Consider the following 15,600-nt stretch of genomic DNA (forward strand, 5'->3'; position numbering starts at 1 on the left):
CGGCGCGGGTGACGTTCATGGAACGTTCCATGAAGGCGGGACGAGTGTTCCGGGACGTGTCCGCGAGGGAGCCGACCGGGTCGTCAGGGTCGTCAGAGTCGCCAGGGTCGTCAGAGGGACGGGAGGAGGGACGGCCGCGTCATCCTTCCTCCCGGCGCGACGACCTTCCGGTGCACAGCGCGTCGAGCCGCTCCAGCGTCGTCGACATGCTCTCGATCCACCAGGAAGGGTCGCCGTCCAGCTCGGCGCGCTTGTTCTCGGTCAGGCGGGAAGCGTCGAAGATCTCGGTCACGATCGTCGCCCCGGGGCCGTCGGGGACGAGGTCGAACACCCACCGATGCCCCCACCGCGCCTCGGGCGAGGACGCGTCCGGGTGGCCGAGCCCGGACTCCGGCTCCCAGCCGATGCGACGGTCCGGTTCGTACTCCACGACGTGGTTGTTCATCTCGTAGTCGCCGTGCAGCTCGTAGTACATCCTCATGACGAAGACGTCCCCGGCGCCGGAGATCACCGCGTCCGAGGCGGGCCCCCGCAACATTCCGGAACCGTCCAGGTCGAGGTGCCGCGTGGGATCCGTCAGGATCCGGAAGATGTCACCCGCCGGAGCCTCGATGCGCCGGGACACCGCTATAGGCTCGTAGGCCTCTTCCGTCATCCGCACGTCCTTTCCGACCGTGGAGCATCGTCCGACCACTCGTGCGTGGATGCTACGCGGGGGGTACGACAATCCGGCCGGTAGGCCCTGCTCGAACCTCGTGGACGGCCGGTGCGCGGCCCGCGCGCGGCCCGTCCGCCGCTCAGCCGCGGCCGGTACGCCGGTAGTGGCGCATGGCCTTGGCGCGGTTGCCGCAACCGGCCATGGAGCACCAGCGACGCGTGCCGTTCTTCGACACGTCGTAGAAGTGCAGGATGCACTCGGGGTTCGCGCAGGGCCTGACGCGCTCGGGCCGGTCGGCCAGCAACCGGAGGAAGTCCTCGACCGCCGTCCACGCCGGTCCCCACGACGGCAGGTCGACCCGGACCTCGGTGGCCGGCCCGTCCGGTCGCAGCGAGCGGTGGATCCGGCCGCGGTCCAGCACGGCGTTCGCCGCCTGGAGCGCGTCGTCGCCGAAGGCGGGCACGGTGCGGACGAGACCGTCCAGGGCCGTCCTGGCCTGGAGCAGCCGGTCGAGCGTGTCCTCCTCGGCGGGCGCGTTCATCTCGCCCAGGGCGTCGCGCACGGGCGCGGAGCCGAGCCAGATCGCGAGCCCGCCGACACCGTCCAGCAGGTCGTGATGGCCGGCGGCGTCGATCCAGCGGGTGTTGAGCAGGTCGATCGACAGGGGCTCGCCGGTCAGGGGCCGGGGGTCCGCCGGGAGGTCTCGCGGCACTGAACTGGTCCTTGGGAACGGGGCTGGTCTGGGTTGACGTCCCCATCCTAACCCCTTACGAGCGGATGACAGGTTGACGCTCCCGTACCTAACCCTTAAAGTCCTTTTCAGTGGTTGCGGGAGCGTCTCGCGACCTCGACCTAGGGCATGTGACGACTTTGAGCACAATCACGAATCTGGTGACGGGGCACGTCGGGCTGAACGTCACCGACCTGGAGCGCTCGCTCGCCTTCTACCGCACGGTCTTCGACTTCGAGGTCATGGCCGAGGGCAGCGAGACCGACCGCCGCTGGGCCTTCCTCGGGCGGGACGGCCGGCTCCTGGTCACCCTGTGGCAGCAGAGCGAGGGCACGTTCGGCGTGAACACCCCGGGCCTGCACCACCTGTCGTTCCAGGTCGACACCATCGACGAGGTCAACGCGACGGCGGAGGTACTGCGCGGCCTGGGCGCCGAGTTCGCCTACGAGGGCGTGGTCCCGCACGGCGAGCAGGGCGTCTCCGGGGGCGTCTACTTCACCGACCCCGACGGCATCCGCCTGGAGATCTACGCGCCCACCGGCGCCGACCCCGCGGCCGCCCCCGTCCCCGGCGCTCCGACCTGCGGCTTCTTCTGAAAGGACCGTCTCGCGGAGCACCCGCGGTCACGCGGCCGTACGACTCACGGAGAAAGGATCACCGTGGCCACCTACCACAGCGGCGAGATCGCGGTACAGAACCGTGCCGGGCTCGGCGAACAGGCCGGCTTCTCCCTCGGCGGTATCGGCGAGACCGTGCCGGAGGTGGCCGCGGCGTTCCTCGCCGAGCAGCCGATGATCGTCGTCGGCGGCGCGGACGCCTCGGGACGGGTCTGGGCGAGCCAGCTCACCGGCCCGCCCGGGTTCCTGCGCACGCCCACGCCCCGGGTCCTCACCGTCGGCGCGCTCCCAGCGCCCGGCGACCCCCTGGAGGACGTCCTGGCCGGGGTCGCCGGGCACCACGGGTCCGTCCCGGTCGGCATGATCGCCATCGAGCCCGCCACCCGGCGGCGGATGCGGATCAACGGCCGCGCCGTCGTCGAACGCGACGGCCTGCGCGTCGACATCGACCAGGTCATCGCGAACTGCCCCAAGTACCTGCAGAAGCGGGACCACCGCGTCCTCGAACCCGACGCCGAGGCGGCTTTGGTCCGTACCGTCACCGACGGCACCGCGCTCGACGCGGCTCAGCGGCGCACCGTCCGCGAGGCCGACACCTTCTTCGTCGCCACCGTCTCCGACCGCGGAGACGCCGACGCCTCGCACCGCGGCGGCAACCCCGGTTTCGTCCAGGTGCTCTCGCCCACCCTGCTCCGCTGGCCCGACTACGTCGGGAACGCCATGTTCCTGACGCTGGGGAACCTGGCCCTCAACCCCGCGGCCGGCATCGTCCTGCCCGGCTGGGAGACGGGTTCCGCGCTGCACCTCACCGGGACGGCCCGCACCCTGTGGGATCCGGCGGAGGCCGCCCGGATCCCCGGAGCCCGGCGCCTGGTGGAGTTCTCGATCGAGGCCGTACGGGAGATCTCCGCCGCGAGCCCCCTGCGGTGGAGCGCCCCGGCCTACTCCCGATTCAACCCGCCGGTGCGCTGAGCGTCTTCCGCTCGGCGCGCGGCGTACCCGACCCCGTAATGGAGCCACCCGTGCAGATCACCGTGGACATGAACCTCTGCGAGAGCCACGGACAGTGCGTCTTCGCGGCGCCCGGCGTCTTCTCGTTCGACGACGACGACCACCTGCTGTACGACGCCACCCCCGCCGACGCCCTGCGGGCCACGGTGGAGGCTGCCGCGGCGAGCTGTCCCGTCCGCGCCATCGGCGTCACCCCCCGGTGAACGCGACCACCGGCCGGCTGGTGATCGTCGGAGCCTCGCTCGCCGGTCTCAGGGCGGCGGAGGCCCTGCGCGCCGGCGGCTTCACCGGCGACCTCACCATCGTCGGGGACGAACCCCACCTGCCCTACGACCGGCCACCGCTGTCGAAGCGGATCCTGACGGCGGACCCGGCGCACGACCCGGCACCCGGCCTGACGTGGGACAACGACCTGCCGCTGCCGGACGGCCTGGAGGCGCGGTGGGAACTCGGCCGTCCGGCCGTCCGCCTCGACCCGCGGGGAAGGACGGTCACCCTCGCCGACGGCACCCGGCTGGCCTACGACGGCGTGCTCGTCGCGACCGGCGCGACCGCCCGCGGCCGGCCCGACCCGGACCGCGGGGTCCTCACCCTCCGGACCCGGGACGACGCGCTGAGGCTGCGGGCCGAACTCCGTCCGGGACGCAGGCTCGTCGTCGCCGGCGCGGGCTTCCTGGGAGGGGAGATCGCGGCCGCCGCCCGCACGCGCGGCCTGGCCGTCACCCTGGTCGAGGCCGCGAGCCTGCCCCTGGAGCGGGCGATCGGGTCGGTCCCCGGCGCGTTCGTGGCCGAGCTGCACCGCCGGGCGGGCATCGACCTGCGGACCGGCACCACGGTGACCGACTTCCTGTTCACCCGTGGCCGCCTGTCCGGTGTCCGCCTGTCCGACGGCACCGAGACACCCGCGGACATGGCCGTGCAGGCACTCGGCGCCGTACCCGCCACCGGCTGGCTGGCCGGGTCCGGCATCGACATCGGCGACGGCGTGCGCTGCGACGTCCACCTGCGCGCCCTGACCCCGGACGGGACCGTCGTGCCGGGCGTGGTCGCGGCCGGCGACGTCGCCCGCGTCCCGCACCGCCTCGCCGACGGGACCTCGATCGTCCTCGGACACTGGACCAACGCCGCCGAGCAGGGCGCCGCGGCCGCGCACACCCTGCTGAACCCGGACGAGCCCCGCCCGTTCACCGGCGTTCCCGGCTTCTGGTCCGACCTGCACGGCGCCCGGATCCGGTCGGCGGGCCTGCCCGCCCTGGCGGACGAGGTGCGCGTCCACGAGCACGACCTCCCGGGCCGGCACCTGGAGGTCTCCTACCACCGGGACGGAAGGCTCGTCGGAGCCCTGACCGTCGGCCGTACCGGCAGGCTCGTCCCCTACCGGCGCCGGCTGGAGGCGGCGAGCCTTGACCCGGCGTCGTCCGCGGCGCACGGACGCGCCCACCCCGCGCGAGTCCGCTCGTGACCACCCGTCACGACTCGTCGGGACGGGGAGCCGCGGCTCATCGGGACGGGCACGGCCCTGCCGGTCATCGGCGGCCGGTCGGACCCGGGTCGGTGACCTGGTCGAAGAGGTCCGGATGGTGCCAGGGGAGGGTGACGGGCTCGTCGGGGACGTCACCGGCGAGCAGGCGTTCCAGCAGGTCCGCCAGGCCGAACGGGATCACCTGTTCGTCGGTGCTCCGGAGCTCGGGCAGGGACCACCAGCGGAAACCGTCGATCAGCGACCGTTCGTGATCCTCCATGCCGGAGACGTCGACCTCCAGCTGTCGGCCGCGGAGGAAGAAGAAGGACTCGCGGGAGAAGAACAACCGGCCGTCGGCCCTGCGCCAGCGACCCTCGGCGGCGGCCACGACGTGCCCGAGCTCCTCGGGCGGGACCGAGTACCCCGTCTCCTCGCGGAGCTCTCGTGCCGCGGCGTGGTTCAGGGGCTCGCCGTCGTTGATGCCGCCACCCGGGGTGAACCACGAGTACTCGGCGGCATCCGTCATCCCCAGCCCGCGATAGAGCAGGATTCGATCTTCGCCGTCGACCAGCAGGATGCGCGCGGACGGTCGGAGGGTCACGTCGGGCATGACGATGATCCTAGATGCCGCCGCGGAGGGGCGGCCATCGCGATCCGGCCGCGACACCGGGAACGCCACTCCGGCGGGAAGGCCGCTCCCATGGAAAGGCCCCTCTCACGGAAAGGCCCGATCGCACGAGGACGACCCGTCTCACGGGGAGGCCGACACGCCCGGCCGGACGACGCCGGCGACGGAGACCACCCGGTCACGGTGCCAGCGGAGCAGGCCGGTGAAGGCCAGCCCGGAGGTCACCACGCCCCCGACGACCCGTACCCAGTGGCCGGTCTCGAACTCGGCGGCGACGGTACGCAGGTAGGCGGCGGAGTGGGTGCCGACCGGGTCCACGAACATGATCGTGTTGCGCGGCCAGAAGAAGAGCGCGGAGAACAGGAACTCCGCGCAGACGAACACGACCGTGGCGGGGACGATCCACCGGCGCACCGACGGCGTACGCCAGGTGAGCAGGGACGCCAGCACGGCGCCGATCACGGTGGTCAGCCCGAGCGGCGGGAAGAAGTCGGACGGACCCGCGGCGACGATGAACTCGCGGGTCAGGACGAGCGAGGCGGGCGGGTCCCGGAAGATGTTCGGGTAGAGCATCACGGTCTCGGCGATGACACCTCCCATCGAGATCATCGAGGTCCATACGAGCACGATCAGGACTGCGGTCGTCACACGCGGCGCGCGGATCATCAGGGAACTCCGTTCCGTCCGTTCGGGTGGTCGGTCGTCCGGGGACGGGACGAGTGGTCGTTCGTCCGGGGACGGGACGAGGCTAGGAGGCGGCGGGGTGCCCGGTCGTCCGGCCGGGATCCCGTCCCGGGGTCGCCTCCCGACGTACCGGGACGCCCGACGGATACGCCCGCAGACGGCGGTGCCGGACGGTGCGCCTTTCGTACACTGCCCGGGTGCAGACAGTGCGGATCCACGCCCGCGTCGCCGACGCGGGTGTCGGAGCGGCCGTCACGGCCGTGGTCACCGTCGCGATCGCCGCCGACCTCGACGCCGGCCTCGGTGGCGGCCCGGCACCACCGGTGGCCGCCTACCTGTTCGCGCCCGCGTTCGGCGCGCTGATGCTCCTGCGGCGGCGCTTCCCGGTCCTGGTGCTGCTGGCCACCACCGCTGGACTGATCGGGTACTACGCCGTGGACTTCCCGCCGATCGGCCTGGCGCTCCCGCTGGCCGGCGCGCTGTACTCCGCGGCCGAGGCCGGCAGGTGGCGGTGGGCGGCCGGGGTGACCGTGGCGACGATCGCGGTGTCCGGCTTCTTCAGGCTCCGTGAGGGCGACGACCCCGGTTACCTCTTCGGGCAGGAGCTGACCTCGGCCGCGGCGCTGATGATCGCGATGATCACGGTGGGCGACGGCATCCGTACCCGCCGCCTGCTCAGGGCCGAGATGCGCCACCGCGAGGCGGCCGCGGCCGAGGAGCGAGAACGGGTGGCGGCGCGCAGGACCGAGGAGGAGCGGCTGCGCATCGCCCGCGAGCTGCACGACGTCCTCGCCCACACCGTCACGGTCATCTCGGTGCAGGCCGCGGTCGCCGCCGAGGCGCTCGGTGACGATCCGCCCGCGGCCGGGTCCGCGCTGGAGGTCATCCGGCAGGCGAGCGGGAACGCGATGAAGGAACTGCGCGCGACCCTCGGGCTGCTCCGCGAGGGAGGCGGGGTGACGACCCCGCTCGCGCCGGTCGGCGGGCTGGCCCAGCTGGAACGGCTGGCCCGCACCACGAGCGAGAGCGGGTTGCCGGTGACCGTGCGGGTCCTGGGCGAGCCGGTGACGGTGCCGCACGTCGTCGAGGCGACGGCCTACCGGGTAGTCCAGGAGTCGCTGACCAACGCGCTGCGCCACGCGGGCGCCACCGCCGCCGAGGTGGTGGTCCGCTACGGGGACGAGCTGCGGGTCAGCGTGACCGACGACGGCCGCGGCGGCGAGCCCTTCGCGTCCCCCGCTGACACCACCGTCCCCTTCGCTGCGGACGTCGCCGCCGGGAAGGACGCCGCGCGGGGCGTCACGAGCGGTGGGTACGGTCTGCGCGGCATGGTGGAACGGGTGGAACTGCTCGGCGGCACGGTCCGGGCGGGCGGCGGAGGCGGCGGGTTCCGGGTGGACGTCACGCTCCCGCTCGCGGTGACGGACCGTCCCGCCGCGGACATCGTCCCCGCTCCCGCCGGGCCTCCCGTCGAGCCTCCCGTCGAGACCCCCGCCGCGAACACCTCCGCGAACACCTCCGCGAACACCTCCGCGAACACCTCCGTGAACACCACCGGGGGAGCCCGGTGAGCGCCGGGACGCCGATCCGGGTCGTGCTCGTCGACGACCAGCAGCTCGTCCGGGCGGGTTTCCGGGCGCTGCTGGAACGGGCACCGGACATCGTGGTCGTCGGCGAGGCCGCCGACGGTGAGGCGGGTGTGGCGCTGGTCCGCGCCGAGCGTCCCGACCTCGTCCTGATGGACGTGCGGATGCCCGGCCTCGACGGTGTCGAGGCGACCAGGCGGATCGTCGCGGACGAGCGGTTGCGCGCGGTCCGGGTGATCGTGCTCACCACCTTCGACACCGACGAGTACCTCTTCGCGGCGATCCGGGCGGGCGCGGCCGGTTTCCTGCTGAAGGACGCCGGGCCCGGTGAGCTCCGGGAGGCCGTGCGCACCGTCGCCTCCGGGGACGCGCTGCTCTCGCCATCGGTGACCCAGCGGGTCCTGAACGCGGTCGCGGCGTCGTCGGAGCGGTTCGACGCCGGCCTGATCGCGGGGCTGACCGAGCGGGAACGCGAGGTGCTCGCCGAGGTCGGGGCGGGCCGGTCGAACGCGGAGATCGGCGCCGTGCTCTTCATCAGCCCGGCCACCGCGCGCACCTACGTCAGCCGGTTGCTGGCCAAGCTCGACGCCCGCGACCGCTCCCAGCTGGTCGTCATCGCGTACGAGAGCGGCCTGGTCCGTCCCGGAGGGGCCTGACCGCCCGGTTCTCTCCCGACCGCCGGGCTCTCGTCTGACCCCCCGGTCCTCGTCTGACCACCCGGTTCTCTTCCGACCGCCCGGCTCTCAGGTCCCGCCGGGGGTGATCCCGTACCTGCGCAGCCGGTCGGCCTCGCCGGTCCGGCCGAGCCGTCTCAGCAGGTCCGTCACCTGCCGCAGGGCCCCGGGGACCCCCAGCTCGGCGGCCCTGAGATAGGTGAGGACCGCCCCGTCCGGACGGCCGACCTCGCGCAGCAGGGCCGCGGACCAGACCAGGGCCTCCAGGTCGCCCGCCTCGGTACGCGCGTCCAGCCAGGCGATCGCCTCCTCGGCGCGGCCCGTCTCGCGCATCAGGTCCACCGCGTACCCGAGGGCGGCTCCGTCGCCGTGCTCGGCGCGGGCCCGCAGCCATTCGACGGCCTCGCCGGATCGTCCGGTCTGGTGCAGCAGCGCGGTGAGCCGCCCGAGGGCGTCGAGGTCCCCGTCCCCGGCGCGGGCGCGCAGCCAGCTGACGGCCTCCTCGGTCCGTCCGGACTCCTGGAGGAGCTCGACGGCCTTCCACAGGGCGTCGGTGTCGCCGTTCCCGGCGCGGGCGCGCAGCCAGGCGATCGCCTCCCCGGTCCGGTCCGCCCGCTGGAGCAGCTCGACCATCCGCCAGCCCGCGTCGGTGTTCCCCGCCTCGGCGGCGCGGCGGTAGGCGGCCAGGGCCTCGCCGGTCCGGCCCGTCCGCTCCAGCAGCTCGACCATCCGCCAGCCCTCGCCGACACGGCCGGCCCCGGCGGCGCGGCGGTAGGCGTCCAGCGCCTCCTCCCACCGGCCCTGCCCGTACAGCAGGACGGCCATCGGCCAGTGGGCACCGGCGTTGCCCGCCTCGGCGGCGCGCCGGTGGGCGGCGATGGCCTCCGTGACGCGTCCCGCCTCGCTCAGGAAGGAGGGCACCAGCTCGACGGCGTGCCGGTCACCGTCCCGGGCGCGGGAGGCCAGCCAGGCCACGGCCTCCCCGGTCCGGCCGGTGTGCCGCAGCAGCCGGGCCGCCTGTTCGAGCGCGAGGTCGTCACCGGTCCGCGCCCGTGCCCTGAGCCGGGCGATCGCCCGGTCCACCTGCCCGGTCTGCCGCAGGAGCCCGACCATCCGCCAGAAGGCGTAGGTGTCGCCGTCCCGCGCCCGCCCGGTCAGCCAGCCGACCGCCTCCTCGGTCCGGCCCCGCCGCCGGAGCAGCTCGACCAGCTCGGCGGTGGCGCGATGGTCACCGTGCTCGGCGCGGGCGCGCAGCCAGGTGACGGCCTCGTCGGTACGGTCCGCCTCCACCAGCAGCCGGACCGCCTGCCGCAGGGCGCGGTGGTCGCCGCGCTCGGCCAGGCCCCGCGTCCGGGCGATCGCCTCCCCGGCCCGTCCCGTCCGCACCAGCAGGGCGACGGCCCGTTCGAGGGCGTGCCGGTCGCCCGTCTCCGCGGCGCGCAGGTAGGCGGTGATCGCCTCCTGCTCGCGGCCCGTCCGCAGCAGCAGGGAGCCCAGCCACGCCGGGGCGTCCAGGTTCCCGGCCTCGGCGGCACGCCGGTAGACGGCGAGGGCCCGCTCGGGGTGTCCCGCCCGGTCCAGCAGGGCCGCCGCCCAGCCGAGCAGACCGGCGTCGGCCTCCCGGGCGAGGTCCCGCGTCAGGACGACGGCCTCGCCGATCCGTCCCGTCTCCACCAGCAGCTCGATCACCTCCCTCAGCGCGTCGGTGTTCCCGGCCTCGGCGGCGCGCCGGTAGGCGGCGATCACCTCCTCGTGGTGCCTCACGTCGCGCAGCAGGGGGGTGATCCGGCGCAGGACCCGGGCGTCGTCCAGCCCGTCGTGGGCCCGCAGCCAGGCCAGCACCTCACCGGCCCGTCCCGCCTCCCGGAGCAGGGTGATCGCCTGCCCGGCCGCCTCCGGATCGCCCGCGGCGGTGGCGCTCCCGTACAGCCGGAGGGCGTGGCGGTGCAGGCCGCGGGCATGGGCCTGCACGGCCACGGACAACTGCTCTCCGGGGGCTGCGTGCAGGATCAGCGCGTCCCACACGGCCGCGGGCACCGGACGCGTACGGCGACCGGCGCGGCCGAGCTGCTCCAGGTGGTCCGCCAGCCGGAAACGGGCCGGTACGCCGGGAAGGGGACGGACCGGGACGAGCGGGCCGCCGACCCCTCGATGGCGCGCGCAGGCGTGGGCCATGGCCCGGTCGAACCAGTCCCGGGGCAGGTCCTCCTGCTGCGGACCGGTCAGGTAACCGGGTGCGGCGGCCCTGAGCAGGGCGTCCGGCAGGACCGGGCCGTGGCCGGCGCGCCTGGCGTCCATGGCCGCCTCGATCAGGGCCCTGACCGGCGCGGGCGCGTCGCGGTAGCGCTTGACCAGGGCGGGCGCGCCGGCGAGGTACTGGGCGATCCGGCCGTCACGGGCCTGGGCGTACGCGCGCGCCAGCCGAGGGTCGCGCGCCGTCGCCGCGCGCACCGCCTCCAGCGCGGGCCCGGTGAAACGGCCGGGCACGTGGACCGCGGTGCCGGTCAGCAGCGCCCGCGCCCGGGCGTGGGGGTCGGCGGGAGCACGGGAAGGGCCGCCGATGGAACCGCCGGCGGGGCCGTCCGCGGCGGTACCGGTCGCGGCACCGGCGGGGGCGGCGGTCAGCGCGGTCCAGTACTCCGGCCAGATGGTGCCCAGGACCAGCACGGGGCCGCGTTCGGGGTCGCGCACCAGGGCCCGCAGCCCGGCGGCGACCCGCTCGCCCTGCTCGTCCGGGGTGAGCAGGTGGAGCTGGGAACGGTCGAGCCACACGACGGTCCTCGGCGTGACGAAGGCCAGGGCGTCGGCGGTCTCCTCGGGACGGTCCCGGTCGGCCGGTCGCCACAGCCGCCACCCGCCGGGCAGCAGCCGTACGGCCTCCCAGCAGGTCCGGGTCTTGCCGGTGCAGGAGTCGCCGACCAGCATCGCGATGCCGCTCTGCCCGGCCGCCGCCCGCCGTACCAGGGCGGCCAGTTCCTCGTCGTGCCGGCGCGGTACGTAGACGGGCAGTCCCGGCGGGCCCGTCGTCCCGGCTCCCCGGCCCTTCGTCCCGGCCCCCGGATCGGTCGTCCCGGTTCCTGAGCCGGTCGTCCCGGTTCCTGAGCCGGTCGTCCCGGTTCCTGAGCCGGTCGTCCCGGTTCCCGGGCCGGTCGTCCCGGCCCCCGGGCCCGCCGTCCCTGTTCCCGGGCCGGTCGCCTCGGGCCCCCGGTCGATCGACGGGTGCACCCCGAGCGCGAACGGGTCGGTCAGCGAGCGGATCGGCACCCCCGCCGCGACGGCCAGGCGGCTGCGCGCCCACAGCTCACGAGCCCGCCCGGCCGCAGGACCGGGATCCTGCCCGGCCAGGCGGGCCAGCACGGTGACGACGGCGATCACGTCGGCCTGCACGGGAGGCGGCCGGACCGAGGTCAGCATGTGGTGCACGGCGTCGGGCCCGGGAGCGGCGGGAAGGCCGTCGTCGGCGACGATCATGGCTGCGACGGCACCGGGAGCGGGCGCGCCGGCCTCCAGGTACAGCTCGTACAGCAGATCCTTGAGCTCGCGCAGCGGTCCCGGGGGGATCCTCGGGCGAGTGACAGGGCGCGACCCCCGCCGGACCCGGCCGCCGCTCTCATCGCCGCTCATCGCAACATCATCACCCTTTATGAAGGGCGTTAAGGATTAAATCAAGAATACGCATCCAGAAGAACGCCTTATCCTAATTTAGGACTTTCTTAATAATATTTGCGCGACGTTTCACCGTTTACGGATATCCCGCCCTGGTGTGCGGGACCGGCCCGGCCGGACCGCGTTTCCGGTCACGTGGAACCGGTGACGGAGACGAACCCGGAACCGGGACGGTAGTCGGGCGACTGGTGGCGGAAGTAGGTGTTGTAGACCTGGCAGTAGTGACCGCCCCGGGCCAGCAACGTGGCGTGGTCGCCCTCCTCGACGATCCGGCCGTGATCCAGCACGATGATCCGGTCGACGTGCTCGATCGTGGACAACCGGTGGGCGATGACGATGGAGGTGCGGTCGGCCAGCACCCGGTCCAGCCCTTCCTGGATCTGGGCCTCGGTCAGCGGGTCGACGCTGGCGGTGGCCTCGTCCAGGACCACGATCGCCGGATCCTGGACGAGCAGGCGGGCCAGCGCGACGAGCTGGCGCTGGCCCATGGACAGGGCACGGCCGTACTCGCCGACGTCGGTCCGCAGGCCGTCGGGCAGGGCGTCGATCCAGTCGCCGCCACCGACCGCCGCGGCGGCGGCCAGCACCTCCTCGTCGGTCGCCTCCGGCCTCGGGTAGCGGATGTTGTCGGCGACGGTGCCGCTGAACAGGAACGGCGCCTGCGGGACCGCGCCGATCTGCCGCCGGTACCCGGCCAGGTCCAGCGTGCGGATGTCACGGCCGTCGATCGTCAGCAGGCCGTCCTGGAACTCGTAGAACCGGGTGATCAGTTTGCTGAGCGTGGACTTGCCCGCACCGGTGTGGCCGACCAACGCGACGCTCTCGCCCGCCTCGATGACGAGGTCGAAGTCCCGCAGGACGGTGCTGCCGGCCTCGTAGCCGAACGTGACGCCCTGGAACTCGATGCGGCCCGCGAGCCTGCCGACCGGCCGGGGATCGGTCTGCACGACCCGGGGCGGCGCGTCGATCAGGGCGAAGACCCGCTCGGACGCGGACAGGCCCTGCTGGAACTGGGACCAGAACGCGGCGATGGAGGTCAGCGGGATCCAGAAGAGCGCGACGCTCTGCAGGAAGAGGTACCAGTCACCGGCGGACAGCTCACCGCCGAGCGCCCGGGTGCCGCCCACCTGGACGAGACCGACCGTGGCCAGCCCGGCGACCAGGAAGAGCACGGGGAAGATGCTGGAGAAGACGAAGCCCTGGCGGAGCGTCACCCGGTAGCTCTGCTGGTTGATCGGGCGGAACTCGTCGTAGATCCGCTGCTCCTGGCGGAAGTTCTTGGCGACGGTGATCCCGCCCATGGTCTCCTGCAGGGTGGCGTTCACGCGGCTCAGCGAGCGTTGTGCCCTGCGGGTGCTGGTGCGGGCGACCTTGCGGAACAGCAGGGCCACGGCCATGACGACCGGCGCCACGACAAGGGTGAGCAGGGCGAGCCCGACACTGCGCTGGAAGAGCAGGACCGCCACGAAGCCGACCATCAGCACCTGGCTGATCAGGTCCATCGTGAGGGTGGAGACGGTGGCGAAGTCGTCGGTGTCGGAGGTGACCCGGCTGACGATCCTGCCCGACGGGGTCTCGTCGTAGAACGACAGGTCGCGTTCGAGCACGGCGTCGAAGGCGTCCTCGCGCAGGCGCAGGACGACGTCGCCGGTGACCTTCGCGCTGTACCACTGGCGGACGAAGTTGAACAGCCAGCCGAGCACCCCGGCGAGCAGCAGGCCGGCGCTGAGCCGCAGGCCGACGTCGGCGATCGTGCCGTTCTGGATGCCGTCCACGCCCTCGCTGATCAGCAACGGCATGGCCGCCTGGGTCAGCGAGAACAGCACGATCATGACCGCGACCAGGACCATCGACCCCAGCTTCGGCCGGAAGTACGACAGGATCCTGCGGAGCAGGTCACGGTCGCTGTAGGTGCGGTCGTAGTCCTCGGCGTCGAGACCGTCCATGACGAAGCCCATCAGGCGTGCCCTCCCTGCTCGCTCGCCACGACCACGGCCGGGTCCGCGGCCCCGGTGCCCGGCAGGTCGACCTCGTCGTAGTGGGCGAAGATCCGCCGGTACAGACGGCTCCGGGAGATCAGCTCGTCGTGCGTGCCGAAGTCCACCAGCTCGCCCCGGCGGAGCAGCAGGACCTTGTCGGCCCAGCGGATCTGGGAGAGCCGATGTGTGATCAGGAGCGTGGTGCGCCCGTCCTGGACGCGGTCGATGGCCTGCTGGATCCTGTCCTCCGTGGCGGAGTCGATCGCGCTCGTCGAGTCGTCGAGCACGAGGATCGCCGGATTCGTCAGCAGCGCCCGCGCGATGGCCAGACGCTGGCGCTGGCCACCGGAGAGGGTGATGCCGCGCTCCCCGATGACCGTGTCGTAGCCCTCGTCGAGCTCGCCGATGAACTCGGCGGCCTGGGCCTCCTCCGCCGCCCGGACGACGGCCTCCCGGTCCGCCCGCGGGCCCAGCCCGAAGGCGATGTTCTCGGCCACCGAGCGGGAGAAGAGCACGATGTCCTGCTCGATGGTGGAGATCTGGGAGCGCAGCGAGTCGAGGTCCCACTCGCGCACGTCCACGCCGTCCACCAGGATCCGGCCCGCGGTGACGTCGTAGATCCGCGGGACCAGCTTCGCCAGCGTGCTCTTGCCCGAACCGGTCTCACCGACGACGGCCACGGTCTCTCCCGGCCGCACGCCGAACGTCACGTCGCGCAGCACCGGATCGCCGTCCCCGTAGCCGAACGTCACGTTCTCGAAGACGATCGATCCGTCGATCGGCGCGGTGTGGCCGTCGGCGCGCTGCCCGAGCTCGGTCTCGGTGTTCATGATGCTCAGGATCCGGCGGGAGGACACGATGCCGAGCTGCACCAGCGAGAAGGTGAAGATCGAGATCGAGGTCGGAAAGCCCAGCATGCCCATCAGGCCCATGAAGGCGACCAGCTCGCCGATCGTCAGGGCGCCCGCGGCCTGGAGGTACAGGCCGTGCCAGAGCGCCCCGGCCATCGCGAAGGCGAAGAGCAGGGTCGGCAGGTAGCGGGCCTGGACCAGGCCGTTGGCGGCGAAGGAGTCGCGGTAGCGCCGGGCGCGGGTCCGGAACCGCCGTCGCTCCTGGTCCTCCTGCGCGGTGACCTTGATCACCTCGATGCCGCGGACGGCCTCGTTCAGCCCGGCGTTGAGGTCGCCGAACTCCTCCCGCATGCGGGTCGCCACGGGATTGAGCCGCCCCATGTAGTGCCGGAGCGCGATGACGAAGACGACCCCGAACAGGCAGGGCACCAGCAGCAGGCGCGGGTCGATCGCGGCGATGAAGACCAGCGGCACCAGGCCGGTCAGGCCGGAGTCGACGATCAGGTCGACGCCCGGGTTGATCATCGCGGAGAGCTGCCGGATGTCGTTGGCCGCCCGCGCCATCAGGTCGCCGACGCGCTGCCGGTTGTGGAAGGTCTGGCTCTTGCCCAGCAGGCTGACGTACAGCTCGTCCCGGGCGTCGCGCTCCAGCCGCTTGGCCAGGACCTCGCCGGACAGGCGAGCGACCACGTCGAAGGCGCCGCGGGCCACCACGATCGCCAGCAGCCCCAGCGAGATCAGGCCCAGCGCCCGTGCCGCGCCGCCGCCACCGTTCAGCACGACGTCGAACGCCCCGCCGGTGAGCCCGGGGACCAAGCCGTTGAGCACCACCATGACCAGCGACGAGCCGAGGAAACCGGTCAGCTGGAGCGGGTGACGGCGGACGTGGGACCAGATCCAGCGCACCGGGCTCCGCCTGTCGTACGGGCGGCCGGAGACGGAGAACTCCGCGCTGCTGCTGGACACGGCTTGGCTCCCGGACGGGTCGAGGACGGGGGTCGGACCTGCTTTCTATCACCGGCCCCCGACGGTTTCCCATCGGATTGTTCTCGCC

Annotated in this window: 13 protein-coding genes; 6 read left to right on the top strand and 7 right to left on the bottom strand. The window is 73.3% G+C overall.

Features of this window, described 5'->3' with window-relative positions; genetic code table 11:
* Positions 1-139: 139 nt before the first annotated feature.
* Positions 140-655 (bottom strand): SRPBCC family protein, encoded by a 516-nt coding sequence (locus ACZ6RT_RS28185; RefSeq protein WP_470157091.1) that lies wholly within the window; start codon positions 653-655, stop codon positions 140-142.
* Between the two features lie 142 nt (positions 656-797).
* On the bottom strand, positions 798-1,370 hold the full coding sequence (locus ACZ6RT_RS28190; protein WP_470157092.1) for a CGNR zinc finger domain-containing protein: 573 nt from the start codon (positions 1,368-1,370) through the stop codon (positions 798-800).
* Between the two features lie 176 nt (positions 1,371-1,546).
* Here ACZ6RT_RS28190 and ACZ6RT_RS28195 point away from each other — a divergent pair, with 176 nt between their 5' ends.
* From ACZ6RT_RS28195 to ACZ6RT_RS28210, 4 genes are all read left to right on the top strand, one after another.
* Complete coding sequence (locus ACZ6RT_RS28195) at positions 1,547-1,984, top strand: VOC family protein (RefSeq protein WP_470157116.1); 438 nt, start codon at positions 1,547-1,549, stop codon at positions 1,982-1,984.
* A 63-nt stretch (positions 1,985-2,047) separates the two neighbouring features.
* Complete coding sequence (locus ACZ6RT_RS28200) at positions 2,048-2,977, top strand: pyridoxamine 5'-phosphate oxidase family protein (RefSeq protein WP_470157093.1); 930 nt, start codon at positions 2,048-2,050, stop codon at positions 2,975-2,977.
* Between the two features lie 50 nt (positions 2,978-3,027).
* Positions 3,028-3,219: a ferredoxin gene (locus ACZ6RT_RS28205; protein ID WP_399189983.1), complete on the top strand. Its 192-nt coding sequence runs from the start codon at positions 3,028-3,030 to the stop codon at positions 3,217-3,219.
* Positions 3,216-4,478, top strand: coding sequence for an NAD(P)/FAD-dependent oxidoreductase (locus ACZ6RT_RS28210; protein ID WP_470157094.1), 1,263 nt, complete (start codon positions 3,216-3,218; stop codon positions 4,476-4,478). The genes ACZ6RT_RS28205 and ACZ6RT_RS28210 overlap by 4 nt, the downstream gene beginning before the upstream one ends.
* A 64-nt stretch (positions 4,479-4,542) precedes the next feature.
* Here ACZ6RT_RS28210 and ACZ6RT_RS28215 read toward each other — a convergent pair whose 3' ends face one another.
* Positions 4,543-5,088 carry an NUDIX hydrolase gene (locus ACZ6RT_RS28215; protein WP_470157095.1) on the bottom strand — a complete coding sequence of 182 codons (546 nt, stop codon included), beginning with the start codon at positions 5,086-5,088 and terminating at the stop codon, positions 4,543-4,545.
* 141 nt (positions 5,089-5,229) lie between these two features.
* The gene (locus tag ACZ6RT_RS28220) at positions 5,230-5,754 is read right to left on the bottom strand and encodes a hypothetical protein (RefSeq protein WP_470157096.1); all 525 of its coding nucleotides are present in this window, start codon (positions 5,752-5,754) and stop codon (positions 5,230-5,232) included.
* 233 nt (positions 5,755-5,987) lie between these two features.
* On the opposite strand from ACZ6RT_RS28220, the gene ACZ6RT_RS28225 reads away from it, so the two are divergent.
* Positions 5,988-7,361 carry a sensor histidine kinase gene (locus ACZ6RT_RS28225; RefSeq protein WP_470157097.1) on the top strand — a complete coding sequence of 458 codons (1,374 nt, stop codon included), beginning with the start codon at positions 5,988-5,990 and terminating at the stop codon, positions 7,359-7,361.
* Positions 7,358-8,032, top strand: a complete 675-nt coding sequence (locus ACZ6RT_RS28230; RefSeq protein ID WP_399189972.1) for a response regulator — start codon at positions 7,358-7,360, stop codon at positions 8,030-8,032. Before ACZ6RT_RS28225 ends, ACZ6RT_RS28230 begins: the two co-directional genes overlap by 4 nt.
* Positions 8,033-8,119: 87 nt before the next feature.
* Here ACZ6RT_RS28230 and ACZ6RT_RS28235 read toward each other — a convergent pair whose 3' ends face one another.
* From ACZ6RT_RS28235 to ACZ6RT_RS28245, 3 genes are all read right to left on the bottom strand, one after another.
* Positions 8,120-11,674 carry a tetratricopeptide repeat protein gene (locus ACZ6RT_RS28235; protein WP_470157098.1) on the bottom strand — a complete coding sequence of 1,185 codons (3,555 nt, stop codon included), beginning with the start codon at positions 11,672-11,674 and terminating at the stop codon, positions 8,120-8,122.
* A gap of 173 nt (positions 11,675-11,847) precedes the next feature.
* A complete protein-coding gene (locus ACZ6RT_RS28240) occupies positions 11,848-13,674 on the bottom strand; it encodes an ABC transporter ATP-binding protein (RefSeq protein WP_470157099.1) in 1,827 nt (608 codons plus the stop codon).
* A complete protein-coding gene (locus ACZ6RT_RS28245; protein ID WP_470157100.1) occupies positions 13,674-15,512 on the bottom strand; it encodes an ABC transporter ATP-binding protein in 1,839 nt (612 codons plus the stop codon). Before ACZ6RT_RS28245 ends, ACZ6RT_RS28240 begins: the two co-directional genes overlap by 1 nt.
* Positions 15,513-15,600 lie beyond the last annotated feature (88 nt).

This window comes from Streptosporangium sp. NPDC050148 (genome assembly GCF_055586505.1).

Coding starts and splice junctions, on each gene's coding strand:
- ACZ6RT_RS28185 (WP_470157091.1), bottom strand. CDS start 655: ATGACGGAAGAGGCCTACGAGCCTATAGCGGTGTCCCGGCGCATCGAG.
- ACZ6RT_RS28215 (WP_470157095.1), bottom strand. CDS start 5,088: ATGCCCGACGTGACCCTCCGACCGTCCGCGCGCATCCTGCTGGTCGAC.
- ACZ6RT_RS28235 (WP_470157098.1), bottom strand. CDS start 11,674: ATGAGCGGCGATGAGAGCGGCGGCCGGGTCCGGCGGGGGTCGCGCCCT.
- ACZ6RT_RS28240 (WP_470157099.1), bottom strand. CDS start 13,674: ATGGGCTTCGTCATGGACGGTCTCGACGCCGAGGACTACGACCGCACC.